Genomic DNA, 22,622 nt, shown 5'->3' with positions numbered 1-22,622 from the left:
AAACTTTCACACCGCGGCCCCGATCAGGAAGTCCTGATCGGGGCCGTTTTTCGTGTCCTCGAAGATCCGCAATGCGGTAGCCATTCCACTACCCGTTGTCACAAGTTTGTCCCTTCCTGCAAGCTCACTAGCTGCGGCTTCGTCGCGGTAATCGTTTTCTTGAAAAATGTTCATGATAATCACCGAAATGGCCCATCAGGTGAAGGACAAACGACGGCCTGAACCCTGGACAAGCGGCGTATCCTGGCCTTTCCTCGCCGCCGCCGTTGCCAGCGAGGGCACCATTGACGATCACGGAATCAGGGGGCGGCACGGATGCGCGAGGACCGGCGGACGACCACCGGACGGCACGCTCTCCGCACCGCCCCGGACGACGTGGACGGCCGGTTTCCGGCGCCCGTCGGCCAGGACCCCGTTCCCACCCAGCGGACGCTCGTCCGCCCGTACGTCCTGACGCGCGGCCGGACGCAGTCGCGGCGCCACCTCGCGATCGAAGCGATGGTCTCGACGCGCGCCGGCGCGCACTGGAACGGCGCCCGGCTGACCGGTGAGTTCCGCTCGGTGCGCACGCTCTGCCACCAGCCGCGCTCGGTCGCCGAAGTCGCGGCCAACCTGAGCGTGCCGCTCGGCGTCGTCCGCGTGCTGCTGGACGACATGGCCGAGCAGGGCCTGGTCACCATCCACGACAGCCGCACCAGCTCCGACGGCCGTCCCGCGGTGGCGCTCATGGAACGCGTTCTGCACGGCCTGCGGCGCCTCTGAGCATTACGCTCACAGGAGTGAGCGAGGAATCCGCGAACTCCGGTGGCTCCGGTGGCGAAAGCACCCTGACCGTCCTGCTCGCCGGCGGGGTGAACCTGGCGATCGCCGTGATGAAGCTGATCGCGGGCATCATCACCGGCTCGGGCGCGATGCTGTCGGAAGCGGCGCACTCGGTGGCCGACACGATCACCGAGGTCCTGCTGCTGACGGCGCTGAAGCGCTCGGCGCGCCCGGCCGACCGCGTGCACCCCTTCGGCTACGGCAAGGAGCGCTACTTCTGGTCCCTGCTCGCCGCCGTGTCGATCTTCGCCTCGGGCGCGATGTTCGCGCTGTACGAAGGCGTCTCGACGCTCTTCGGGCACGGCGAGGCGCAGAGCACGTCACCGCTGAGCTACATCGTCCTGGCCGTCGCGTTCCTGCTCGAAGGCACGTCGTGGGTGCAGGCCGTGCGCCAGGTCGTGCGCGAATCGAAGGCCGAGAACCAGTCTCTGGGGACGTACCTGCGGCTGATCGACGATCCGACGCCGAAGACCGTCCTGTTCGAGGACTCGGCCGCGCTGATCGGCCTGCTCCTCGCGTTCGGCGGCATCGGGCTGCACCAGCTCACCGGCTCGGAGATCTGGGACGGCGTCGCGTCGATCGCCATCGGCCTGCTGCTCGCCTGCGTCGCCTACCTGCTCGGCCGGACCAACCGCGGCCTGCTCGTCGGCCGGCAGGCGCACCCGCGGCTGGTCCGCGCCATCCGCGACCACCTCTCCGGCGCGCCCGAGATCGAGGCCGTCGTGGACCTGCAGACCATGCTGATGGGCACCGACCAGGTGCTCGTCTGCACCCGGGTGGACTTCGACGACTCGCTCGGCGCCGCCGATCTGGAACGCGCGTGCGTGCGGCTCGCGTCCGAGCTGACGGAGCAGTTCCACGACGTCACCGAGGTGTTCATCGAGCCGGTGCCGCGGTCGGATCCGGAACTGCGGGCGACGGTGCTGGCGCGGTACGGCGACGTCGCCGAGCGGTGGAGCAACTTCCGGTCGCCTCAGTAGCCGAAGTCCTGCACCCAGTACCAGCCGGCCGTGGTGACGCCGACGCCGAGCTTCTTGAGCGAGCAGTTGAGGATGTTCGCGCGGTGGCCCTCGGAGTTCATCCAGGCATCCATCACCTGCGCGGCCGACGTCTGCCCCTTCGCGATGTTCTCCGCGCCCGGCTTCGCGTAGCCGGCCTGCTTGATGCGCTGGTCGAACGTCGTGCCGTCCTGGCTGGTGTGGGAGAAGAAGTTCCCGGCCGACATCTCGTCGCTGTAGTCCTGGGCGGCCTTCGTCAGGTGGGATTCCTCGGTCAGCGGGTCGCAGCCCGCCTTCGCACGCTCGTCGTTGACCAGCGCGAGGACCTGGGCGGCGGTCGAGGGGGCGACGCGAGCGGCGGGCTTGGTGCTGGGCGGCGGGGCCTCCGAAGTCGTGGGCGCCGGGGCCGCGGACGTCTCGGTGGGCGTGGGCGCCGCGGAGGACGTCGTCGGGGCGGGGGCCTCGGAAGCGGGCGCGGCCGGCTGACCAGGGGTGGTGGTCTGGACCTTCCCGCCCGCGAGGTCGGTGCCGCTGCCGCTGCCGGCTCCGGCGGGCGCGTTGGGCAGCACCAGGGCCGCGGCGCCGAGCTCGGCGGTGTTTCCTTCCGCGGTGGCCATCCAGGTGCCGGCCGCGGCGGAAAAAACGCCGAGCAGCACACTGAGTGACACCATCACCACGTGAGCACGTTCACCAATGGGGGACACGGCGCAGGAACGTATCACGGGACGATTACGACGAGAACCCTACGAACGCACTGGTCACATTTCCCGTCGGCGACAGGCGCGGAATTCGCCGCAATCGGACGCTTCCACGTTACTCCATTCAGCCTATTCGGACGACGAATGTCGCTTCGGCCCAGGCACTCACCGGACGGTGGGTCGGGTCTTGACCGGAGACGGTTGCTTTGCCCGTGAAGCCAACTTTGCCGGCGACCGTTGTGCACGTGTACGAAATTTCCGCGTCCACGGCCAGTTCCGGCGCGGTGTGCGCGCAGGACGGCGTGTGGTCGTCGGCGACCGTGACGCCGGTGAGCGGCACGTCGCCGGTGTTCTTGACCAGAATCGAAAAGGTGACGGTGTCGCCTTCCCGGACTTCGTACGGGAAGGCGTCTTTCATCACGGCGATCTCGGGGTGGACGACATCCACATTTGCGTTACCGGTCGATTGCACCGTGCGACCGGTCGGATCGGTTCCGCTGATCCCGGCGGTTTGCTCGAAGTCGTCGTCGGGTGCTTTGCGGGTGCAGGTGTAGGACTTCGCCGCGCCGGGCGGCAGGGTGCCGAACCCGTTCGCGCAGGCGGCTTGTCTGTCCACAACGGACACCGCGGTCAGCGGGACGTCGCCGGTGTTGCGCGCAGTGATGGTAAAGGTGATGTCGTCGCCCGCGCGGACCATCCCGGGTTTGGCGTCCACGGTGACCTGTACGGCTGGGTGGATGACGTCGATCTTGTGGGCGTCGCTCGCCACGAGCGGCGGGCCGATCGGCGGGGCCGCCGTGGCGTTGGCCGTGCTGACGACGTCGTCGGCGGGGGCGGTCGTCGTGCAGTCGAACTGGGTTCTCGCACCGGGCTTCAGCTCGTCGAAGGTCCTGGCGCAGGGCGTTTTCACCTCGACGGCGGTCAGCGGGCTGTCGCCGGTGTTGGTGACCGTGACGGTGGTGGTGACGGTGTCGCCCGGGCGGAAAGGACCGCCGTGGACGTCCTGGGCGATCGCGAGGCCCGGGTGCAGCACGGTGTACGACGCGTCGTCGGTCGCGGTGACCTGGCGATTCGTCGGATCGGTTGCGGTTGCGGTGGCGGAGCTCACGAAACTGTCGGTGCCGGCGTCTACCTTGCAGGAGTGGCGCTGCCGGGCGCCGGGAAGGAGGGTGCCGATGGTGTGAGCGCACGCCGGGATGCTGCTGTCCACACTGGAGACGTTGGTCAGCGGGACATCGCCGGTGTTCGTGACGACGAGCGTGAACGTCACGGTGTCGCCTTGCCGGACTTGCGCGGGCGTGGCGTCGTTGGTGATCGTGACCGCGGGGTGGATGACGTCGACCGGGACCCCGGCGGTGGCGGTCACCGGACGGTTCGTGGCGTCGGTGCCGGTGGCTTTCGCGACGGCGGCGAAGTCGGTGTCGCCGGCGGTCTGCGTGCAGCTGTAGGTCTGTTTCGCCTGCGGCTCCAGGCGGCCGAGGTTCTTCGTGCAGGCCGAGGCGATCGGGTCGGCTACGGCGACGTCTTGGAGCGCGCTGTCGCCGGTGTTGGTGACGGTGATCGTCGAGGTGACGGTGTCGCCCGCGCGGACTGTTCCTGGTGTGGCGGTCCTGGTGACCGTGATGGCCGGGTGGATGACGTCGACGGTCGCGGTGGCGGAGGCGATGACGTCCGGGCCGACCGGTGGGGTGGCGACGAGCCGGAAGGTGCTGGTGACGTCGTCGGCCGGGGCCGTGGTGGTGCAGGTGGTCTCGTTGGTGCCGCCGGGGTCGAGCGGACCGTCGATGGTCTGGGCGCAGCCGGTGTCCCGCCGGGTGGCGTCCGTGAGCCGGAGGCCGGTCAAGGGCACGTCGCCGGTGTTGTGGACGGTGATCCGGAACGGCACCTTGTCGCCCTCGCGGACCGGGCCGCCCGGGACGGCCGCCGTGATCGCGACTGCCGGGTGCTGCACCGCGAACGCTGCTTCGGCCGCCGCCTTCACCGGGCGGCCCGTGGGATCGGTGCCCGTCACCGTCGGCTTGTTCGCGAAGCCCGTAGCGCCTGCGACCGTCGTGCACTCGAACGCCTGCTGCGCCTTCGGCTGGAGCGCACCCAGCTGCTTCGCGCACGCGGCCACCTGGTCGCCCGTCACCGCGACGCCCGCGAGGGGCACGTCGCCGGTGTTCTCGACCAGCACGGCGAACGTCACCTTGTCGCCTTCGCGGACCTGCGCGGGTGTGGCGCGCGTGGTCAACGCCACCGCCGGGTGGATGACGTCGACCGTGGCGTCGTCCGTCACCTTCACCACGCGGCCGAGCTGGTCCTTGCCGGTGGCGATGGCCGTCGTGGCCACGTCGTCCGCCGGGGCCGGTACGGTGCACTGGTAGGTGATCGCCTGAGCGGGCGCGAGCGTGCCCAACGGCTTCGCGCACGCCGGGACGGTGTCGTCGGTGACGGCGGCGTCCGTCAGCGGTGCGTCGCCGGCGTTGGCGACGGTGATCGTGTACGTGATCGGGTCGCCGGCGTGGGCGATGCCGGGTGAGGCGTCCGCGGTGAGCGTCAGGGCCGGCGTGATCACCGTGACGGTGGCCGACGCGGTGGCGGTCACGGGCCGGCCGGCCAGGTCGGTGCCGGTAGCGGTCGCCTGGGACGTCGTCGTCCGGGACGGGTTCGCCGTGCACGTGTACGCCTGCGTCGCGCCCGCGGCCAGGCCGGCGATGGTGCGCGCGCACGATGCCGTCGTGTCGTCGGTGATCTGCACCGGGGCAAGGGGGCTGTCGCCGGTGTTGTGGACGGCGATCGTCCAGGTGACGGTGTCGCCCGGGTGGATCACCGGCGGGTCCGCGGTCTTGGTGACCTCGATCGCGGGCGCGATCGTCGGCGCGGGGGCGTCGGCGGTGGCCGTGACCTGCTTGCCGAGCTCGTCGGCGGCCACGGCGTTCGCCGTGTTGACGCCGTCGGCGATCGGCGCCTTCGCCGTGCACGTCGTCGTGCGGCTTTCGCCTGGCGCGAGCGCTCCGGTGAGGGTGCAGGACGGCGTCTTCGGGTCGGTCACGCGCAGGTCGCCGAGGCCGGTGTCGCCGGTGTTCGTCGCCTTGATCGTGAACGTCGCGGCTTCGCCGGCGCGGTAAGCCGGGCGGTCGGCGGTCTTCGTGAGGCCGAGGGCCGGGTGCACGACGTCGACGTGGGCGGCGGCCACGCCGTTCAGGTGGTCGCCGAGCGCGCTGGTGCCCGTTGCCTGCGCGGTGTTCGTGAAGTCGTCGGGTGGTGCGGTTCCGGTGCAGGTGTAGGTCACCGTCTGGCCGGGGGCCAGCGTGCCGAGCGGTTTGGCGCAGGCCGGCACCGCGTCGTCGGTGACCCGCACGTCGGCCGCCGGGACGCGGCCGGGGTTGGTCACGACGACCGCGAACGTCACCGGCTCACCGGCGTGCGCCCTGGGCTGGGTCGCGCGGATGGCGATCCGGACTTCGGGTACCGGCACGGAGAACGCGAGGTTCTGCGCGAGGAACGCGTCGCCGCTGGTGACGAAGGCGAGCTTGGTGCTTGTCGCGCCGGCGGGGATGCTGTCGACGTTGAACGCCTTCGCGTCGACGCTGAAGTTGTTCTTCGCGGCCGGTGCGGCCGCGTTGTCGGCGTTGGACACGAAGAAGTTCGACGTGCCGCCGGTCGCGGGCTCGGCGGCCGGGGTGCCGTCGATCAGGAACTGGTCGCCGGAGGTACCCCAGTCGCCGTCGTAGGCCGTGACGCCGAGGTGCGCGTCGGCGGCTGCCGCGCGGAAGCCGGTGATCGTCGTCTCCGACGGCGGGGCGCCGGCCGGCTGCCGGACGTGCCCGTCGTACACGACGACCTTGCGCTTCTCCGGCGCGAAGTCGGGGTTGCGTTCGGGGTAGGCGTAGACCAGCACGATCGACCAGCCGCCGACGCAGTCGAAGCCCTGGGGCGCCCAGACGTTCCCGACCGTGACGTCGAGCGTGCCCGCGGCAGCCGCGAACCGGCCGGTCACGTCGGCGTGGGCCGAGTAGTAACCCGCGTCTTCGGCGTACCCCGCGGGTGCGACGTCGGCGGGCTTCGCGCTGCCCACCGTAAGCCGGACGTCCTGCTTCGCGGGTGTCCCCGCCGGTGGGACCGCCGAGGAACCGCAGGCGGTGCTGCCCGCCCAGTTCAGCCGGGCGAAGGCGATGTGCGCGCCCGGCGGAATGCTCACCGAGGAGCGCGCCGAGTCGAACGTGCCGGGGTCGGCGTCGACGTCCGCCCACTGCATGAAGAAGTCGTCGTTGACCAGGATGTCCTTGCGGTCCGCGGTGTTCGCGCACGCCGCGGGCGTGCCGACCGCGCCGCCGGCCGGTGCGTGGTCGGCGGCCACCGGGCAGCGCAGTACGCCGTTGCCCGCGTACAGGAAGTCGCCGTAGACGACGTCGTCGTACCCGACCGCGAACGGCGGGGCGACGGCCGCGCCCGCCGACGGCACCACGGCCGAGGCCAGGAAGACCAGTGCCAGTACCAGAACCAGGCGCAGCGGTCTTTCGGGCAACAGCCACCTCCGGGGCCGAGACGACCTTGGGAGCGTGGCACGAGACCCGGTTTCACGCCGCCAAACTCACTCTTTCGTGGAGGCCGTCAGCTTCGCCGTCGACTCGTGGGTGAGGGCGGTGGCGGCCTGGACGAACCCGATGACCGTCCGGAGTTCGTCGTCGGTGTAGCGGTCGCAGAGCTCGTGCATGCCCTTGACGAGGTGGTCCCACAGGTGCACGCCGTCCGCGATGGACCGCAGGTCGAGGGCGATGAGGATCTTGCGCCGGTCGTCGGGGTGGCGCTCGCGGTTGACGATGCCCTTGCGCTCGAGCCGGTCGATCATCGCCGTCACCGACGCGGGTGCGAGGCCCGACAGCCGCGCCAGGTCCTTCGGCGTCTGCGAGCCGAACCGGGCGAGGTAGTCCAGGACCTTCGTCTCCACCGCCGACAAGCCGCGGGTCTCGGCGATCGCGGTGTGGAACATGACCGTCTCCGTCGACAGCTCCCGCGACCGGAGCAGGACCTCTTCGACCAGTTTCGCTCGCTCGCTTGACACGGCTACCAGCCTAGCCCACTCTTTAGTTCGATAGAACGAATTACTTTCTAAGAGATTCGAGGGGACGAACGACATGACACGGGCACTGATCATCGGGGGCGGCATCGCGGGCACGATCACGGCCATCGCCCTGCACGAAGCCGGGCACGAGCCAGTGGTGTTCGAGGCGTACGGCCACGACTCCGAAGGCGTCGGCGCGTTCCTCACGCTGGCGGTCAACGGCCTGGACGCGCTGGGCCCGCTCGGGCTGAAGGACGTGGTCCGCAGCGTGGGCTTCGACTCGCCGCGGATGTCGATCGGGCTCGGCGACGGCACCCGCCTGGCCGCCTTCTCCCTGGGCGGCACCCTCCCGGACGGGACGGTCAGCCAGACCGTGCTGCGCTCCGACCTCTACGTCGCCTTGCGCGACGAGGCCGCGCGGCGTGGCATCCGCGTCGAATACGGCAAGCGCCTGACCGGCGCGAGCCAGCCGGGCACGCACGTCACCGCGGAATTCGCGGACGGTTCGCACGCGGAGGGCGACCTCCTGATCGGCGCCGACGGTCTCCGCTCGCGGGTCCGCACGATCATCGATCCGGACGCGCCGTCGCCGCGGTACGTCCGGCTGCTTAACACCGGCGGGTTCGCCGAGGGACTGGACCTGCCCGACGAGCCCGGCGTGCTGAACATGGTGTTCGGCAAGCGCGTGTTCTTCTGCCACGTCGTCAGCCCGGACGGCCGCGTCTGGTGGTTCGCGAACCCGGCCCGCAAGACCGAGCCGACCGCGTCCGAACTGGCCGCGCTCGCCGGCGAAACCCTGCGGAAAGAGCTGCTGGACCTGGTGGCCCGCGACCGGACGCCGGCCACCGAGATCATCCGCGCGACCCGCCGGATCTACCCGGCCTGGGCGACGTACGACTTCCCGACCGTCCCGGTCTGGCACCGCGGCCGCATGGTGATCATCGGCGACGCGGCGCACGCGACGTCACCGGCGGCGGGCCAGGGCGCCTCGATGGCCATCGAAGACGCCGTCACGCTGGGCAAATGCCTCCGCGACGTGCCGGACCTCGAGCGCGCGCTCGCCACGTACGAGGGTCTGCGCCGCGAGCGCGTGGAGGCCGTGGTCGCGGCCGGCAAGCGCAACGGCGACGACAAGGTGATCGGCCCGGTCGGGCGCGTCGTCCGCGACTTCTTCATCAAGCGGTTCTTCTCGAAGCCGTTCGACGAGGACCCGAACGCCTTCATGTGGAACCACCACATCGACTGGGACGAGAAGGTCGCGGCCTAGCGCCCGAGGTACTTCTTCCCGCCGAGGGCGAATCCACTACCGCCAGGTGTCGACGCGGTGGAAGTTCTTGTACGCCCGGCTCGGGGTCGGGCCGCGCTGCCCCTGGTAGCGGGATCCGGCCTCGCTGGAGCCGTACGGGTGCTCGGCCGAGCTGGAGAGCCGGAAGATGCACAGCTGGCCGATCTTCATGCCGGGCCAGAGCGTGATCGGCAGGTTCGCGACGTTCGACAGCTCGAGGGTGATGTGCCCGGAGAAGCCGGGGTCGATGAACCCGGCGGTCGAGTGCGTGAGCAGCCCGAGCCGCCCCAGCGACGACTTGCCTTCGAGCCGGCCGGCCAGGTCGTCGGCCAGGGTGACGAGCTCGAACGTCGACCCGAGCACGAACTCGCCCGGGTGCAGCACGAAGGGCTCGTCGCCCTCCTTTTCGACCAGGGAGGTGAGCTCGTCCTGCTGCAGCTGCGGGTCGATGTGGGTGTACTTGCTGTTGTCGAAGACGCGGAAGAACCGGTCGAGCCGGACATCGATGCTGGACGGCTGGACCATGCCGGCATCGAAGGGGTCGATGCCGAGCCGGCCGGCGTCGAGCTCTTTGCGGAGGTCACGGTCACTGAGCAGCACGGCCGAAGCCTATCCGGTGGGCTCAGGCGGCCCGCATGTGCTGCGCGTAGGTGGTGTCGGGCGCGAAGAGCTTCTCGAGCCGCTTCACGTACCCGCGCCGCCCGGCCTGCCCGATCCGTTCCTGCAGCGCGGTGGCCCCGGGAATGAACCGCCGCACGGTCTCGGCGGCGAAGTTGACCCCCGCGACGGCGACGATCGCGGCCTGCGCGACGGGGTCGTTCGGCAGCCCGAGGAAGTCGGCGTTGGCCTTCCCGAGCACGAGCCGGCTGATCGACGAGTGCACGGCGACGGAGACGTGCGAAAGCACCTTCCCGACGGCCCCGCGCCCCTCGCCGACGGCGGCGTTGGCCTCGATCAGCGCCTTGGCGAGCCGCTTCGAGTCGTCGTCGGGGATGAATTCGGTGGCGGCGAGCAGCCACAGCAGCCGCCAGGCGTCCTCTTCGGAGGTCGGCAGCAGTTCGTCGTCGACGCCCATGAGCCAGCCGATGTACCGCCAGAGGTGCAGGATGTCACCGCGTTCCCGGGCGGAGTAGCGCAGGCCGAGCAGCTGCGTGCCGAAGACGTAGACGAGCGAGAAGAGCAGCAGCGTCCCGGCGGTCTGAACCTGGTTGACGGGCCGATCCCAGGCGGCGTAGTCCCAGTCCTCCCGCCGGTTCATGGCGGCCCGCACATGGGCGTGCACAAGCCGAATCCGCAGCGCGGCGGCGTACCCCTTCTCCCCGTGCTTGAGGGCACCGGGCGTGGTGACGTCGATCCACCAGGCGGCGGTCTCGACGAGCCGCCGCGTGGCCTTGTGCTCGATCTCACCGGTCCCGACCAGCGACTTCGTGGCCCGCGAGGCGAGGTAACCGCCCATCAGCGACATGTCACCGAGCGGAAAGAGCCCCAGCAACCCGGCCCGCGTGATGGCCTTGGCGCCACGCTCGAGCCGCTCGTCGTCGACCCAGTAGGGCTTGGCATCGACCTGGTCGAAGAAGTCCTCGAGCGGCCCGGCAACCCGGGCCCCACCGGTGAGCGCGTCCTCGAAGAGCCGCCGCCCGTGCCCCTTGGGCTGCTGCCCCATCCAGGCGACGACGTCGTCCGCGAGCCGGTCCTGAACCTGGGCGAACTCCCGCAACCGGGCGACCTGCCGCTCGTCACCCCGGATGTCACCTTCGATGAACAGCCGCTGGGCCAGCCGGAACCCGCCTTGCCGGAACAGCTCGGGCTCGTCCATGACAGTCACCTCCGGAGTCGACAACAAGTGTTGTCACTTGATGCGCACGAGTCAAGAAGGAGGGTCCTGGACAAGGGGATCGCGGTGCCGTGTATGCTGACGACGCACTGCGGATGTAGTTCAATGGTAGAACATCAGCTTCCCAAGCTGAATACGCGGGTTCGATTCCCGTCATCCGCTCTCACCGAAAGGCCCCGGGCTCGCAGTCCGGGGCCTTTCGATTTTACGATTCAGGCCCAGAAATTGTCGTCGGCGGCTTCGTCGCCGGAAACGTCCGTCAGTTCCATGGCCTTGCCGTCGCGCATGCGGAAAACCAGCGCGTGGCGCGTGTCCAATTGTTTTCCATTGCGGCTTCCGGTCGAGTGGTACACGGTGACGACTTCCTCGTCGTTCGCGTAGACCTCCTCCAGCTCGACCTTCAACGTCCCGCCGCTGCGTTCGGCCAGCTGGCCGTACATGGTCAGGATCGCGTCGCGGCCTTTGTGGTCGCCGGAGAACACGTTGTGGCCGGGCATGTGCTGGACGGCGTCCGGTGCCAGGAGTTCCGTCAGCGTGGCGATGTCGCCTGTGGAAAATGCCTCGTAGCCCCGGCGGATGAGCGTGGCGTTCTGGTGTTCGGCCATGGTCGGCCTCCTCGGATAGGGCGTGCGTCCATCGAACGCGCCCGTCCGGACCACGGTCAAGGCCCCGGTTTTTCACCGTGTGGCAAGGAAAACCGTGATTCCAACCGGTGCCGCAAATGTGCCACATGGGCAGCGGGCAGGCCGGTCTCCTCCGCGCGTTCCAACGCGACAAAGGCCGACGCGGAACCCAAGCGGTGCAACAACTCCGCCCGCGATGCGTGCCACCACGCGTACTCCGTCAACCCCGGCAACGCGTCCACCAGCGCCAACCCCGCCGCCGGGCCGTCGCGTTCCGCCACCGCCGCCGCGCGGTTCAGCCGCACCACCGGGGTGTCCTGGACCGTCAACAGCACGTCGTACCAGGAAATCACCGCGTCCCAGTTCGTCTCCGCGTAGGACGGTGCCAGGTCGTGGCACGCCGCGATCGCCGCCTGGACCACGTACGCGTTCGGGACCTCCGGTGTGCGGCGCAGCCCGCGGCCCGCCAGCTCGACGCCTTCCTTGATCAGCGACCCGTCCCACAACGCACGGTCCTGCAACGAAAGCAACGCCGGCGAGCCGTCCGGGAGGAACCGTGCGGGGCGGCGGGCGTCCTGCAGCAACACCAGCGCCAGCAGCCCCAGCGCCGTCGGCTCGTCCGGCATCAGGGACACCAGCAACCGGGCCAGGCGGACGCCCTCCTCGGCGAGCGTGGCGCGGCCCGTGTAGCCCTCGTTGAAGATCAGGTACACCGTCGACGCCACGCCGGCCAAGCGGGCGGGGAGCTCCTCCGCCGAGGGCACCCGGTACGGGATACGGGCAGTGGCGATCTTCTGCTTCGCCCGCGTCAGCCGCTTCGCCATCGTCGCTTCGGGGACCAGCAACCCGCGCGCGACTTCCGCAGTCGACAACCCGCCCAACGTCCGGAGCGCCAAAGCCACCTGCGCGTCCAGCGACAGCGCCGGGTGGCAGCACGTGAACACCAGGCGCAGCAGGTCGTCGCGGACCGAAACCGGGTCCGGGGACGGGTCGATGGCCGGCATCGCGTCCGCCTCCTTCCCGAGCCGCTTCGCCTCGCGGCGGACCACGTCCACCGCGCGGCGGCGGGCCGCGACCAGCAGCCAGCCGCGCGGATTGCCCGGGACGCCGTCGCGCGGCCACGTCTCGAGCGCACGCACGACGGCGTCCTGCACCGCGTCTTCAGCCAGGTCGACGCTGCCGGTGACGCGGACCAGCGTGGCCAGTACCCGGGTGCCCTCGTCCCGGACCAGCCGCGCGACCGCGTCCCCGGCGCCGGTCACTGGCCGAAGTCGACGACCGGCCGGACCTCGATGGCGCCGTCCCAGGCGCCCGGGATCTGCGCCGCGACCTTGACGGCTTCGTCGAGGTCCGCGCATTCGATCAGGTAGAAGCCGGTGAGCGCTTCCTTCGTCTCCGCGTAAGGGCCGTCGCTGGTGACGATGTCGCCGCCCTTGCCGCCGGTGACGCGGACCGTCGTCGCGGTCGCCGTCGGGTACAGGGCCGCGCCGCCGCGGATCACCGCGCGGGCGCCGGCGCCGAACTCGTCGTAGTCCTTCATCATGTCGGCGGCTTCGGGCCGGGTCGGGTCGACGTCGGAGGCGTAGATGATCGCGGCGTACTGGGGCATGGCTGCTCCTCACAGGTCCTGGCCGGCGCCGATCGCCGGTTCTCACTGTAAGGACGAACGGGCCGGACCGCGCCGGGACACTTGCCGGGCAGAAAGTCCGGCGGGCAGGGTGAGTGCCATGGGAGAGCCCGCGCTGTTCGGTCCGGACTTCGATCGCGACCCCTCACCCGCCTACGCCTGGCTGCGCGAGCGGCCGCCGCACCGGCTCGACTTCCCGACCGGCACCTGGGCCTGGCTGATCACGCGCTACGCCGACGCCGTGACGGCGCTCAACCACGCCGCCCTGGTCAAGAGCCCGTCCGCCGGCAACGAGGAGTGGCAGCGCTCGGGCATGGCCGTCACTCGCCTCCAACATGATCAACACCGACCCGCCGGTGCACACCCGGTTGCGGCGCGCCTGCGCCGGCGCGTTCGGCGCCCGCCGGATGGAAAGCCTGCGTGAACGCGCCCAGCAGGGTGACCGACGAGCTGATCGGCGCTGTCGCCGCACGCGGGCACGGCAATCTCGTCACCGACCTCGCCTACCCGCTGCCGATCGCGATCATCTGTGACCTGCTCGGCGTGCCGGAGCGGTACCGCGACGACTGGTCGGCGAGGTCGTCGACGGCAAGCGGGCGACGCCGGGGACCGACCTGATCGCGACCTCCTCGCCCAGCAGGCCGACGGCACGCTCACGGCGGACGAGGTGACGTCGACGGCCTTCCTCATCCTCATCGGCGGCCACGAGACGACCGTCGGGCTGCTCGCGACCGGCGCGCTCGCTTTGCTCACCCATCCCGGCGAAGCGGCGAAGGCACGACAAGATCCGCAGCACCGCGCCGCCGTCATCGAGGAAACGCTCCGGCTGCACGCGCCGCTGCAGAACGCGACCTGGCGGTTCCCCACCGAGGACGTCGAAATCGGCGGCCGGCTCATGCGGCCCGGCGACCCGATCCTCGTCTCGGTACTGGCCGCCAACCGCGATCCCGCCGCGTTCGCGGACGCCGGCGCCTTCCGGCCGGGACAGCGGGCCGCCGACCGGCGCCACCTCGCCTTCGGCGCCGGACCGCACCTGTGCATCGGCGCGGCGCTGGCCCGGCTGCAGGCCGACGTCGCTTTCGAGACGCTGCTCCGTCGGCTTCCGACGGCCCGGCTCGCCGTGCCCGAAGCGGAGCTGACCTGGTGGCCCAGCCCGATCACGCGCGGGCTGTTCCACCTGCCGGTCGAGCTCTAACCCTCGACGAGCTCCCAGTCGCTGTCCGGCGTCGCGCGGTCGTACACCTGGCCCGGCCCGGCCTTCAGGACCGTGCGGACGTCGGGGTACAGGTTCGCGACGTGCTCCAGCTCCAGGCCCTCGACCTCGAAGTCCTCCGCCTCGGGGACCTCGAAGCCGACGAACAGCCAGGTGCCGTCCTGCTCGCGGACCACCTGGCGGACAGCGCGCACCGGCTGCTGCGGGCCGGTCGGGATCTCGGTGAGACCGGTGCTGATCTGGGCCTCGTCGTCCGGCGAGCCCTCGAACTGCCAGGCCGCGCGGCGCTGGGCCAGCAGGCGGACGTCCTCGTCCTCGTCGTCGGAGCCGGTCACCGACGAGAGCAGCCACGTGCGGCGCTCCGGGTCCCAGTCGGCGGCCATCCCCGTCGGGAGGCCCGCCAGCGCGCCCAGCTGCGGCAGCAGTTCGAAGGCTTCGCGCAGCGACAGCTTGCCGAAGCTCTCACGGTTGACCAGCACGTCGTCGGACAGCTCGGTGCCGTCGCTGATGAACCAGTCGTCCTCGTCGTCCAGCACGACGAAACCCAGCGCGGCGGGGTCGTTCACCAGGGCCAGCGCGATGATGACCGGCCCTTCCGGGTCCTGGCGCAGCGGCCAATCGGTCGACATGCGCCATATCCCACCATCGCCGTGCCACCCGCCGGGAGCCGGGGTCACCCGATCGGTTAATTCATCATTTGTTGATATCATCGGCGTCATGGTGCTGCCGAAGGGACTCGCCCGGTTCAACCGCGCGGTGACGAACCGGGTCAACAAGTACGTCGTGAACTGGGCGCCGGGCTTCGGGTTGCTCGTCCACAAAGGACGCAAATCCGGCAGGGAGTACCGCACGCCGCTGAACGTCTTCCGCACCGACGACGGCTTCGTCGTCGCGCTCACCTACGGCCCGGACACCGACTGGGTGAAGAACGTGCTGGCCGCGGAGAGTTGCACCCTCATCACCCAGCGGAAAAATTACCGCGTGCACTCGCCCCGGCTCGTGCATGATGAATCGCGGCAGGCCATGCCGGTCGTGGTCCGGCAGTTCCTCGGCCTGCTGAACGTCCACGACTTTCTGCTGGTGAAACGGGAGTAGTGATGATCGAGGGCGAGCTCGTCCGGCTGCGCGCGCTGGAGCCGCAGGACGCCGAGCGGCTGCATCCGTGGACCTACGACCCCGAGGTCGGCCGGTGGATGGTCAACGAACACCCCCTCTCACTCGCCCAGGTGCGCAAGCGCTGCGAGGAACGCCCGCTGAACACCTACGGGAAGGTCGTCCTCGGCATCGAGGCCAAAGCCGATCGGAAGCTCATCGGCGTCATCGACCTGCGCGACGCCGAGCCCGAACTCGGCGAGGCGACGCTGGACGTCTACATCGGCGACGCCGAGTACCGCGGCGGCGGCTACGGCACCGAGGCCCTGCGCCTGATGTGCCGCTACGGCTTCACCGCCATGCGGCTGCACCAGATCACGCTCTGGGTGGTCGCCGAAAACGAGGCCGCCCGGCACGTCTACCGCAAGATCGGCTTCGTCGAAGAAGGCCGCCACCGCGAATCGTTCATCGACGCCGACGGCGAGCGGCACGACATGATCCTGATGAGCATGCTCAAGGGCGAGCTCAAGTGAGGAGACGGCGGGGCGCCTTCAGCCGCCACGCCTCTTCGAGCAGCTCGCGCAGCTGATCGACGTCCACGCGCTCGAGGTCCACGATGATCGAGCCGTACCCGTCGTAGTGCGGGGTCGTGAAGAAGGCCGCGTCGCCGGAATCCAGCAACGCGGCCTTCTCGTCGTGCCCGCACAGCACCACCAGGCCGCCTTCGGCCTCGGTGCGCAGCCGCGCGAACCCCTTGCCCGCCACCTTCAGCGCGGGCGTGCGATACCACGTCGACACCTCGACCTCCGGCAGCCCGGAGGCGAGGCGCACGACGTCTTCCCAGGTCGTCATGGGTCCATTGTCGACCCGGTGTCTTGCAGAAACGGGAACTACGGCAGGCGGGTGATCCGGTCCGCCGCGGGCGGGGCCAGGTTCGGGTGCGCGCCCAGGTAGGCGACCAGGGCGTCGAGGTCCACCGGGCCGCCCGAGAGGTTCGTGCCCTTGGTGAACTCGGTGAAGCCGTCCCCGCCGGCGGCGAGGAAGTTGTTCACCGAGACGCGGAACGTCGCCGCCGGGTCGACCGGCGTGCCGTTCACCGTGAGGTTCGAGACGCGCGAGCCGATCGGCGCGCCCGCCGAGTACGAGTAGTGCAGCGAGCTCGAGATCTGCAGGATCTTCGTGCCGGCCGCGGTCCACTGCTGTTCCAGCACGTTCTTCAGGTTCGCGCCGGTCAGCGTGATCGTCTGCATGATGTTCGAGAACGGCTGGACGGTGAACGCCTCGCCGTAGGTCACCACGCCGTCACCCTCGTTGTTCGCGGACGACTTGTACGTCAGGTCGGCGCGGATGCCGCCCGGGTTGGTGATCGCGACGACCGCGTTGTTCGACGCCGTGCCCGCGAGCTGCGCGTCGGCGATGACGTCGCCGAGCGGGGACTCGCCGGCCGCGTTGCCCGCCGCCGGCAGGTCCGCGGTGATGGTGCCGACCTGCTTGTTCGCGATCGGCGCCGACTTGGTCTTCGCGTCGGCGACCAGCGCCGCCACGGCCGGGTCCGGGGTGACCGTGCGCGTGACGATCTCGTTGAAGGCCTTGGTCTGCGAGCGCACGACGTCGCGGGTCTTCAGGCTGATCTTGAGGTCGACGACCGACAGCAGCCGGCCGAACGACGAGCCCTGGATGACCGGCCGCGGCTGGCCCGCCGGGTCGTTGATCACGCAGTTGTACTGCTGGTGGCTGTGCCCGTCGAAGAAGGCGTCGACCTTCGGCGTCACCGCGGCCGCGATCGCGGCGGCCGGGCCGGGGCGCAGCTTGCAGTCGTTCGGACCCTCGACCTCGGTGCCGTCACCCTGGTGCAGGAGCACGACCTGGGCCTTGACGCCGAAGTAGTCGAGCAGGTTCGCCGTCCGGTTGATCGCCTCGACCTCGTCGCCGAACTTCAGGCCCTTGATGGCCTCCGGCGTGACGACCGACGGCAGGTCCTTCAGCGTGGCGCCGATGACGCCGACCGGCACGCCGCCTTCGAACTTGACGGTGAACGGCAACAGCGCGGGCAGGCCGTTGGTGAAGTACACATTGGACCCGAGGAACGGGAACTTCGCCCCGTCGAAGGTCGGCTGGAACTGGCAGCCGTCGGTCGGGTGGCAGCCGCCGAACTGCATGCGCTGCAGTTCCTTGTAGCCCTCGTCGAACTCGTGGTTCCCGACGACGGACGCGTTGACACCGAGCATGTTCAGGAAGTCGATGGTCGGCTCGTCGTGGAACAGCGCCGAGGTCAGCGGCGACGCGCCGATGTTGTCGCCGGCGGACACGACGAACGAGTTGCGCACCTGCGCCCGCAGCTGCTTCACGTGCGTGGCCAGGTAAGCGGCCCCGCCGGCGTCCACAGTGGTCCCGTCGGACTGCACCACGCGGCCGCTGGAACCGGACGGCGGCTCCAGGTTGCCGTGCAGGTCGTTGAACCCGATGATCCGGACGTCGGTCGTGGGATCCGGGCGCTGGCCCGCGGACGCGGGTGCGGTGGTCACCGCCGTGGTCGCCAGCGCGGCCGCGGCGAACACCGCGAGCCGGGTCGAAAGCCTCATGAGTGTTCTTCCTCCGATTTCGCGCCCAAGGTCCCCGAACGGGCGCACGGCGGAGGATTCTGCCTCGCGAAGCAGTCACCTACCAGGGTCAAAAGACGGACGTAAAGCGAATGTCACCTAACGGCTTCCGTCGAGCAGCACGCGCGCCACGAGTTCCGGGTCGTCGTTCATCGGCACGTGCCCGCAGCCGGGCAGCAGCCGGAACGCGCCGTGCGGCGCGACTTTCCGCAGGTCGGCGACGCGCGGCCGGGCGAGGATCCGGTCGCGTTCGGCCCACGCGACCGTCACCGGGACGCCGGTGACCGGGCCGGTGAAGCGGAAGTCCCCACGGGACTGGGCGGCGGTGGGCTCGAAACCGGGCGCGGTGGCGAGCGCGCGGGCGTCGGCCACGACGGCGTCGGGTGTCTGCAGCTCGGGCCGTCCGACGATCATCCCGGTCAGCGCGCGGCGCCCGGCGGCCGTTGCCGCGATGCGCCGCACGACGTGCGGTGGCGTGCGCTGCGCGAGGGAGCGGTGGGCCCGGAGCGCGGCGATCGCGTACAGCTTCTGCCGCCGGTTCCACAGCCCGGCCGGGGACGACGCCGTGACGCTGCGGACCAGGCCGGCCTGCCCGAGGGCCAGGGACAGCAGGCCGCCGAGCGAGTTGCCGGCGACGTGCGGCCGGTCGAGCCCGAGGTCGGCGAAGAGCTGCTTGAACATCACCAGCGCCGGCTCGATGCCGTACCCGCCGGACGGCTCGGGCGACTCACCGAAGCCGGGCAGGTCGACGGCGATGACGTCGCGGTGCGGCGTGAGCAGCGGAAACACCGGCGCCCACGCCTGACGCCGGTGCCCGATGCCGTGGATCAGCACCAGCGGCTCACCGCGTCCCGCGCGGTCATAGACAACGTCGTCCATGACCCGATGGTAACCGAAACCTACGACCGGCAGTAACAGTTACTTTGCGTCCGGTTCGACCCGGCGCCCGCTGTCGGCCGACCGCTGGACGGCGTCCAGCACGCGGTGCACGCGCAGGGCGTGCGCGAAGTCGGGCAGATCGCCCTTCAGGTGCCGGGCGTAGGCGTGCGCCACGTTGTACGACGGTTCGGCGCTGCGCCCGGCCAGCTGCGGGAGCTCGTACCGCGCGGGGACGGTCAGCTTCTCGAGCGTGCCGGTCCGGCTGCCGCGCAGCGTCAGCTTCGCGATCCAGAACAGCGGGTCCGCGGCCTCGACGACCAGCGTGCCCTCGGTACCGTTGATCTCCCAGTGGAAGTCCGTCGCTGGCGAGGTCCCGCCGCGCAGGTGCAGCGACGCGACCGCGCCGCCGGACAGGACGCCGGTGACGGCGATCTGGTCGGGCGCGGTCATCGCGACGGACTCGCCGGTGACCTCGTCGCGCACCCGCGGCCGGACGGTCGCCATCGTCGCCGAGAGCTCGGTGAAGCCGCCGAGGACCATGGCGAGCGCGTCGGCGGTGTGCGCGAACGGGATGGTCAGCATCGTCGCCCCGCCCTCGGGGTGCAGCTGGTAGTCCCGGCCGGCCCGCACGCTCGGCCCCCAGTTGGCGCCGGAGGCGATCAGCGACGTCGAAAGCACGCGGCCGACGTAGCCGTCCTTGATCAGGTCACGCAGGTAGCGCAACGCCGGCGCGGACCGTCCCTGCAGCCCGACGGCGGTCGTCTTCCCGCGAGCGGCTTCGGCCAGCGTCTCGGTTTCGGCCAGGCTGACGCCCAGCGGCCACTCGCTCAGCACCTGCTTGCCGGCCGCCAGCGCGGGCTCGATGAGCGCCCGGTGCTCGGGCACCTTCACGGCGACCACCACGAGGTCGACCTCGGGGTGCCGGGCCAGCTCGCCGGCGTCGCCGAAGGTCAGCGGCACGCCGTACTTCTCGCCGGCCACCCGCGCCGAGTCCGCGTTGCTGCCGCTGAGCGCCCGGAGTTCGTAGCCGTCCACCGCGGCCAGCGCGGGCACGTGCGCGGTCGCGGCCCAGCCGCCGTTCGCGCTGAGCCCGACGATGCCGACCCGGACCGGTGCCATGAGCGTTCCTTTCGTTGCCTGCCCAACACTCCGACGTGCCGAGCGTCGTGGTCATTCCCCGGTCGGCGCAAGCAGCATCCGGTTACGCCGGCATGACATCGGTAACACCGGCCGAGGTGGCGTTCCGGGCGCGACGACGACTGCTGACCGATCGGCCCGGCGGTGGGTCGGTCAAGTGGCCGATGGGCTTCCGGGCCGCGCGGCTCATCGACCGAAGCGGCGGCACCAGCATGATCCATAACGTCGATGGCATGACGAACGCACAGGTCACGGCCCTGCAGTACGGCTTCATCGGGTTCCTCGCGCTGTGGGTCGTGGTGCTCGTGCCGCAGCTGATCACCCAGCTCGCCCGCCACGGCGGCCTGCGCCTGCGCGGCCTCGCCACCACGGCGGCGGTGCTGCTCTACGGCTGCACGACCCTCGCGGTCGTCTTCCTGCCGCTGCCCGGCCCCGGCACCCGCCGGCTGACCCAGACGGTGCAGCTGCACCCGTTCCAGTGGATCGCCGACATCCACACGGAGCTGCTCAAGCACGGCGGGGACTGGTTCACGACGCAGACGTTCCAGCAGGCGTGCCTGAACGTGCTGCTGTTCGTCCCGCTGGGCGTGTTCGCGCGGGTCCTCTGGCGCCGCGGCCTGACCGGCACGGTGCTGATCGGCTTCGCGGCCTCGCTGTTCATCGAGATCACGCAGGTCACGGCCAACTTCGGCACGGCACCGTACGTCTACCGCATCTTCGACGTCGACGACCTCATGAACAACACGCTCGGAGCCGGCGTCGGCTGGGTGTTCGGCGCGCTGCTGCTGACGCTCCTGCGTTCACCGGTCCACGTGCAGCCGGCCCGGCGCGAGCGGGTCCACCTCGCCCAGCCGCGCTAACCGCGCCTTCCGCTGCAGCGCGGCCCGCTTGGCGGCCCGCCGGTCTTCCAGGACGACGACGAGCGCGGCGACGGCGAGGACCAGCGCCACCAGCCCGAGGACGATCGGAAGCTGCACGAAATCCTCCTCGGTACGGCGCTGTGCGGGAGATCACACAGGTTACGCAGGTTCGTGGTGAATTCGCTACCCCCGGTCCGCGGTGACCTCCACGCCCGAGCGTGCCGGAAACTGGACCGGTGAGCACCCGACCCACGAAGGACCAGCTGGCCGCGGCGCACAACGCCACCATCCCCGACGTCATCGCGCCCGGCCTGGACGTCCTGTTCTGCGGCATCAACCCCGGCCTCTACTCCGGTGCGCTCGGGCAGCACTTCGCGCGCCCGGGCAACCGCTTCTGGCCCGCGCTGCACGCCGGCGGCTTCACCCCGCGGCGCTACACCCCGGGCGAGCAGTACGAACTCCTCGACCTCAAGCTCGGGATCACGAACGTCGTCGCCCGGACCACGGCTCGCGCCGACGAGCTGTCCGACGACGAGCTGCGCGAAGGCGGGAAGGTGCTCGTCGCGAAGGTGCTCGAGTACCGGCCACGATGGCTGGCCGTCGTGGGGATCGGCGCCTACCGGACCGCGTTCGGCTTCCCGAAGGCGCACGTCGGCCCGCAGGACCACCGGATCGGCGACACCCGCGTGTGGGTGCTGCCGAACCCGAGCGGGCTGAACGCGCACTGGACGCCGGCCGGGCTGGCGGCCGAGTTCGGCCAGCTCCGGGCCGCATCCGATCACTGTCGAAATCGTTGAACGGCTGCGGGCCACCCTCAGTAGCGCCAACCGCCCCATCAGGTCCCATCCCGGCCGGCCAAGTCGACTCGACAAGATCGACTTCTACCCAAAGTTTGCTGTGACCTGCGGGTTGGGCCATGAGGGGGAATTGGCGTCATGAGCTGCGCAATCGCGACTCGTACCAAGCAGGAGGAGTCACTTCTGTCCGGTCCAGCAGGGGGACCGGACGCCGCCGGAGACGTCCGGCGGCCCAGGAGCGACGGCGCAGAGACGGAGGCCCACGATGCACGGCATCGAGCCCAGCCGCAGGCCCAGCGGGCCGGCCGGACCCGGCGGGCGCAGTCTCGGCGTGGCGGTCGTCGACCCGGTCCCGATCTTCCGCGACGGCCTCGCCGCGCTCGTCCACCGCAGCCAGGGGCTGCACTGGGCGGGCCAGGCCGCGAGCCACCACGCCGCGCTGCAGCTGTGCGAGCAGGTGAAGCCGGACGTCGTCGTGCTCGATTCGGCGCTCGACCCGAACTGCCACCTGACCAAGCTGCTCAACGCGGGTGACCCGGCGCTGATCCTGGTCACCCTGATCCGGGACGCCAACCGGACGCAGCAGTACCTCGCGGCGGCGATCGCCGCGGGCGCGCACGCGATCGTGCCGCGGTCGATCGATTCACGGCGGCTTGCCGAAGCGATCCGGCGGGCCCACACCGAACGCCGTTACATCGATCCAGCGCTGGCTGCCCTCACCGCGCGGCCGAAGCGCTCGACCACGCCGAAGGGCGACCTCGCCCACGACAGCCAGCCGGCGCCGCGCGGCGGGATGCCGCTGTCCCGGCGCGAGTACCAGGTGCTCCAGCTGGTCGCCGAAGGACTCGAGAACTCGGCGATCGCGAAGCTGCTCTTCCTGTCCGTCGAAACGGTCCGGACGCACGTGAAGAGCATCCTGCGCAAGCTTTCCGCCCGTGACCGGACACACGCGGTGACGATCGCCTTCCGCAGCGGCATCCTGGTCGCCCGGGCCGAGGACGGCCACCTGCCGGTGACTGCCGACACAACGGCCCTTCCGAACCAGCGTTGACCCGGAAACGGCCCGGATTTCGCTTACCCGGAAGTGCGGATCTGCTTGCCCTGGTTACC

General features: G+C 70.5%; 26 protein-coding genes and 1 tRNA gene. 12 read left to right on the top strand and 15 right to left on the bottom strand.

The features are described 5' to 3' along the window. Positions 1-6: 6 nt before the first annotated feature. The gene (locus tag OO60_RS46355) at positions 7-174 is read right to left on the bottom strand and encodes a hypothetical protein (RefSeq protein ID WP_155848815.1); all 168 of its coding nucleotides are present in this window, start codon (positions 172-174) and stop codon (positions 7-9) included. 141 nt (positions 175-315) lie between these two features. Between OO60_RS46355 and OO60_RS07970 the strand changes: the two genes are divergently transcribed. Next, positions 316-762 carry a DUF742 domain-containing protein gene (locus tag OO60_RS07970; protein ID WP_003058126.1) on the top strand — a complete coding sequence of 149 codons (447 nt, stop codon included), beginning with the start codon at positions 316-318 and terminating at the stop codon, positions 760-762. A 17-nt stretch (positions 763-779) separates the two neighbouring features. Beyond that, positions 780-1,802: a cation diffusion facilitator family transporter gene (locus OO60_RS07965; RefSeq protein WP_003058123.1), complete on the top strand. Its 1,023-nt coding sequence runs from the start codon at positions 780-782 to the stop codon at positions 1,800-1,802. Here OO60_RS07965 and OO60_RS07960 read toward each other — a convergent pair. From OO60_RS07960 to OO60_RS07950, 3 genes are all read right to left on the bottom strand, one after another. Then, on the bottom strand, positions 1,796-2,497 hold the full coding sequence (locus tag OO60_RS07960; RefSeq protein WP_003058120.1) for a CAP domain-containing protein: 702 nt from the start codon (positions 2,495-2,497) through the stop codon (positions 1,796-1,798). The two genes, OO60_RS07965 and OO60_RS07960, sit on opposite strands and share 7 nt — an antisense overlap. A 145-nt stretch (positions 2,498-2,642) precedes the next feature. Beyond that, complete coding sequence (locus OO60_RS07955; protein WP_003058117.1) at positions 2,643-7,028, bottom strand: DUF7507 domain-containing protein; 4,386 nt, start codon at positions 7,026-7,028, stop codon at positions 2,643-2,645. A gap of 66 nt (positions 7,029-7,094) precedes the next feature. Then, a complete protein-coding gene (locus tag OO60_RS07950; RefSeq protein ID WP_003058114.1) occupies positions 7,095-7,565 on the bottom strand; it encodes a MarR family transcriptional regulator in 471 nt (156 codons plus the stop codon). A gap of 73 nt (positions 7,566-7,638) precedes the next feature. Here OO60_RS07950 and OO60_RS07945 point away from each other — a divergent pair, with 73 nt between their 5' ends. Beyond that, positions 7,639-8,832 (top strand): FAD-dependent oxidoreductase, encoded by a 1,194-nt coding sequence (locus OO60_RS07945; protein WP_003058112.1) that lies wholly within the window; start codon positions 7,639-7,641, stop codon positions 8,830-8,832. Between the two features lie 36 nt (positions 8,833-8,868). Here the strand turns inward: OO60_RS07945 and dcd are convergent, their stop codons facing one another. Next, positions 8,869-9,450: a dCTP deaminase gene (gene dcd / locus OO60_RS07940; RefSeq protein WP_003058109.1), complete on the bottom strand. Its 582-nt coding sequence runs from the start codon at positions 9,448-9,450 to the stop codon at positions 8,869-8,871. Positions 9,451-9,472: 22 nt separating this feature from the next. Next, entirely contained in the window at positions 9,473-10,666 is a 1,194-nt protein-coding gene (locus OO60_RS07935; RefSeq protein WP_003058104.1) for an oxygenase MpaB family protein, read from the bottom strand. Between the two features lie 109 nt (positions 10,667-10,775). On the opposite strand from OO60_RS07935, the gene OO60_RS07930 reads away from it, so the two are divergent. Continuing rightward, positions 10,776-10,846 (top strand) — tRNA-Gly (locus tag OO60_RS07930). A gap of 50 nt (positions 10,847-10,896) precedes the next feature. Here OO60_RS07930 and OO60_RS07925 read toward each other — a convergent pair. The 3 genes from OO60_RS07925 to OO60_RS07915 are packed head-to-tail and all read right to left on the bottom strand — an operon-like array spanning position 10,897 to position 12,916. After that, entirely contained in the window at positions 10,897-11,289 is a 393-nt protein-coding gene (locus OO60_RS07925; protein ID WP_003058100.1) for a nuclear transport factor 2 family protein, read from the bottom strand. A 56-nt stretch (positions 11,290-11,345) separates the two neighbouring features. Next, the gene (locus OO60_RS07920) at positions 11,346-12,569 is read right to left on the bottom strand and encodes an RNA polymerase sigma factor (RefSeq protein WP_003058098.1); all 1,224 of its coding nucleotides are present in this window, start codon (positions 12,567-12,569) and stop codon (positions 11,346-11,348) included. Then, a complete protein-coding gene (locus OO60_RS07915; protein ID WP_003058095.1) occupies positions 12,566-12,916 on the bottom strand; it encodes a YciI family protein in 351 nt (116 codons plus the stop codon). Before OO60_RS07915 ends, OO60_RS07920 begins: the two co-directional genes overlap by 4 nt. Before the next feature lie 118 nt (positions 12,917-13,034). Between OO60_RS07915 and OO60_RS46920 the strand changes: the two genes are divergently transcribed. Genes OO60_RS46920 through OO60_RS47690 form a run of 3 tightly spaced genes read left to right on the top strand, consistent with a single transcriptional unit; the run spans position 13,035 to position 14,129 of the window. Next, positions 13,035-13,358, top strand: a complete 324-nt coding sequence (locus OO60_RS46920; RefSeq protein WP_162186946.1) for a hypothetical protein — start codon at positions 13,035-13,037, stop codon at positions 13,356-13,358. Next, positions 13,355-13,552, top strand: a complete 198-nt coding sequence (locus OO60_RS47695) for a cytochrome P450 (protein WP_244885498.1) — start codon at positions 13,355-13,357, stop codon at positions 13,550-13,552. Before OO60_RS46920 ends, OO60_RS47695 begins: the two co-directional genes overlap by 4 nt. Before the next feature lie 49 nt (positions 13,553-13,601). Then, complete coding sequence (locus OO60_RS47690) at positions 13,602-14,129, top strand: cytochrome P450 (RefSeq protein ID WP_240490576.1); 528 nt, start codon at positions 13,602-13,604, stop codon at positions 14,127-14,129. Here OO60_RS47690 and OO60_RS07905 read toward each other — a convergent pair. Next, positions 14,126-14,776, bottom strand: coding sequence for a hypothetical protein (locus OO60_RS07905; protein ID WP_003058092.1), 651 nt, complete (start codon positions 14,774-14,776; stop codon positions 14,126-14,128). The genes OO60_RS47690 and OO60_RS07905 overlap by 4 nt on opposite strands. Before the next feature lie 88 nt (positions 14,777-14,864). Between OO60_RS07905 and OO60_RS07900 the strand changes: the two genes are divergently transcribed. Together OO60_RS07900 and OO60_RS07895 are read left to right on the top strand one after the other, a co-directional pair. Next, positions 14,865-15,242, top strand: coding sequence for a nitroreductase family deazaflavin-dependent oxidoreductase (locus tag OO60_RS07900; protein WP_003058089.1), 378 nt, complete (start codon positions 14,865-14,867; stop codon positions 15,240-15,242). A gap of 2 nt (positions 15,243-15,244) precedes the next feature. Further along, complete coding sequence (locus OO60_RS07895; RefSeq protein ID WP_033261077.1) at positions 15,245-15,772, top strand: GNAT family N-acetyltransferase; 528 nt, start codon at positions 15,245-15,247, stop codon at positions 15,770-15,772. Here the strand turns inward: OO60_RS07895 and OO60_RS07890 are convergent. The 4 genes from OO60_RS07890 to OO60_RS07875 all read right to left on the bottom strand — a co-directional run bounded on the left by OO60_RS07890 (position 15,765) and on the right by OO60_RS07875 (position 19,837). Continuing rightward, positions 15,765-16,091, bottom strand: coding sequence for an MmcQ/YjbR family DNA-binding protein (locus OO60_RS07890; protein ID WP_003058082.1), 327 nt, complete (start codon positions 16,089-16,091; stop codon positions 15,765-15,767). The genes OO60_RS07895 and OO60_RS07890 overlap by 8 nt on opposite strands. A gap of 38 nt (positions 16,092-16,129) precedes the next feature. Beyond that, complete coding sequence (locus tag OO60_RS07885) at positions 16,130-17,821, bottom strand: bifunctional metallophosphatase/5'-nucleotidase (RefSeq protein WP_003058079.1); 1,692 nt, start codon at positions 17,819-17,821, stop codon at positions 16,130-16,132. A 117-nt stretch (positions 17,822-17,938) separates the two neighbouring features. Beyond that, entirely contained in the window at positions 17,939-18,718 is a 780-nt protein-coding gene (locus tag OO60_RS07880; RefSeq protein WP_003058076.1) for an alpha/beta fold hydrolase, read from the bottom strand. Positions 18,719-18,757: 39 nt separating this feature from the next. Then, on the bottom strand, positions 18,758-19,837 hold the full coding sequence (locus OO60_RS07875; protein WP_003058073.1) for a Gfo/Idh/MocA family protein: 1,080 nt from the start codon (positions 19,835-19,837) through the stop codon (positions 18,758-18,760). Positions 19,838-20,088: 251 nt separating this feature from the next. Between OO60_RS07875 and OO60_RS07870 the strand changes: the two genes are divergently transcribed. Then, entirely contained in the window at positions 20,089-20,715 is a 627-nt protein-coding gene (locus OO60_RS07870) for a VanZ family protein (protein ID WP_033261121.1), read from the top strand. On the opposite strand, the gene OO60_RS47090 is transcribed toward OO60_RS07870, so the two are convergent. Further along, the gene (locus tag OO60_RS47090; protein ID WP_003058066.1) at positions 20,656-20,832 is read right to left on the bottom strand and encodes a hypothetical protein; all 177 of its coding nucleotides are present in this window, start codon (positions 20,830-20,832) and stop codon (positions 20,656-20,658) included. The genes OO60_RS07870 and OO60_RS47090 overlap by 60 nt on opposite strands. Positions 20,833-20,951: 119 nt before the next feature. On the opposite strand from OO60_RS47090, the gene mug reads away from it, so the two are divergent. Beyond that, positions 20,952-21,512, top strand: a complete 561-nt coding sequence (gene mug / locus OO60_RS07865; protein WP_003058064.1) for a G/U mismatch-specific DNA glycosylase — start codon at positions 20,952-20,954, stop codon at positions 21,510-21,512. Between the two features lie 265 nt (positions 21,513-21,777). Further along, complete coding sequence (locus tag OO60_RS07860) at positions 21,778-22,563, top strand: response regulator transcription factor (protein WP_033261076.1); 786 nt, start codon at positions 21,778-21,780, stop codon at positions 22,561-22,563. Positions 22,564-22,622: the final 59 nt, after the last annotated feature.

The organism is Amycolatopsis vancoresmycina (assembly GCF_000716785.1).
GTDB lineage: Bacteria > Actinomycetota > Actinomycetes > Mycobacteriales > Pseudonocardiaceae > Amycolatopsis > Amycolatopsis vancoresmycina.
The sequence above is the reverse complement of the archived record's forward strand: the minus strand, read 5'-3'. Positions and strand labels throughout refer to the sequence as shown.

Coding starts and splice junctions, on each gene's coding strand:
- OO60_RS46355 (WP_155848815.1), bottom strand. CDS start 174: ATGAACATTTTTCAAGAAAACGATTACCGCGACGAAGCCGCAGCTAGT.
- OO60_RS07970 (WP_003058126.1), top strand. CDS start 316: ATGCGCGAGGACCGGCGGACGACCACCGGACGGCACGCTCTCCGCACC.
- OO60_RS07945 (WP_003058112.1), top strand. CDS start 7,639: ATGACACGGGCACTGATCATCGGGGGCGGCATCGCGGGCACGATCACG.
- OO60_RS07935 (WP_003058104.1), bottom strand. CDS start 10,666: ATGGACGAGCCCGAGCTGTTCCGGCAAGGCGGGTTCCGGCTGGCCCAG.
- OO60_RS07925 (WP_003058100.1), bottom strand. CDS start 11,289: ATGGCCGAACACCAGAACGCCACGCTCATCCGCCGGGGCTACGAGGCA.
- OO60_RS07915 (WP_003058095.1), bottom strand. CDS start 12,916: ATGCCCCAGTACGCCGCGATCATCTACGCCTCCGACGTCGACCCGACC.
- OO60_RS46920 (WP_162186946.1), top strand. CDS start 13,035: ATGGGAGAGCCCGCGCTGTTCGGTCCGGACTTCGATCGCGACCCCTCA.
- OO60_RS07905 (WP_003058092.1), bottom strand. CDS start 14,776: ATGTCGACCGATTGGCCGCTGCGCCAGGACCCGGAAGGGCCGGTCATC.
- OO60_RS07900 (WP_003058089.1), top strand. CDS start 14,865: ATGGTGCTGCCGAAGGGACTCGCCCGGTTCAACCGCGCGGTGACGAAC.
- OO60_RS07895 (WP_033261077.1), top strand. CDS start 15,245: ATGATCGAGGGCGAGCTCGTCCGGCTGCGCGCGCTGGAGCCGCAGGAC.
- OO60_RS07890 (WP_003058082.1), bottom strand. CDS start 16,091: ATGACGACCTGGGAAGACGTCGTGCGCCTCGCCTCCGGGCTGCCGGAG.
- OO60_RS07885 (WP_003058079.1), bottom strand. CDS start 17,821: ATGAGGCTTTCGACCCGGCTCGCGGTGTTCGCCGCGGCCGCGCTGGCG.
- OO60_RS07880 (WP_003058076.1), bottom strand. CDS start 18,718: ATGGACGACGTTGTCTATGACCGCGCGGGACGCGGTGAGCCGCTGGTG.
- OO60_RS07875 (WP_003058073.1), bottom strand. CDS start 19,837: ATGGCACCGGTCCGGGTCGGCATCGTCGGGCTCAGCGCGAACGGCGGC.
- OO60_RS07870 (WP_033261121.1), top strand. CDS start 20,089: ATGACGAACGCACAGGTCACGGCCCTGCAGTACGGCTTCATCGGGTTC.
- OO60_RS07860 (WP_033261076.1), top strand. CDS start 21,778: ATGCACGGCATCGAGCCCAGCCGCAGGCCCAGCGGGCCGGCCGGACCC.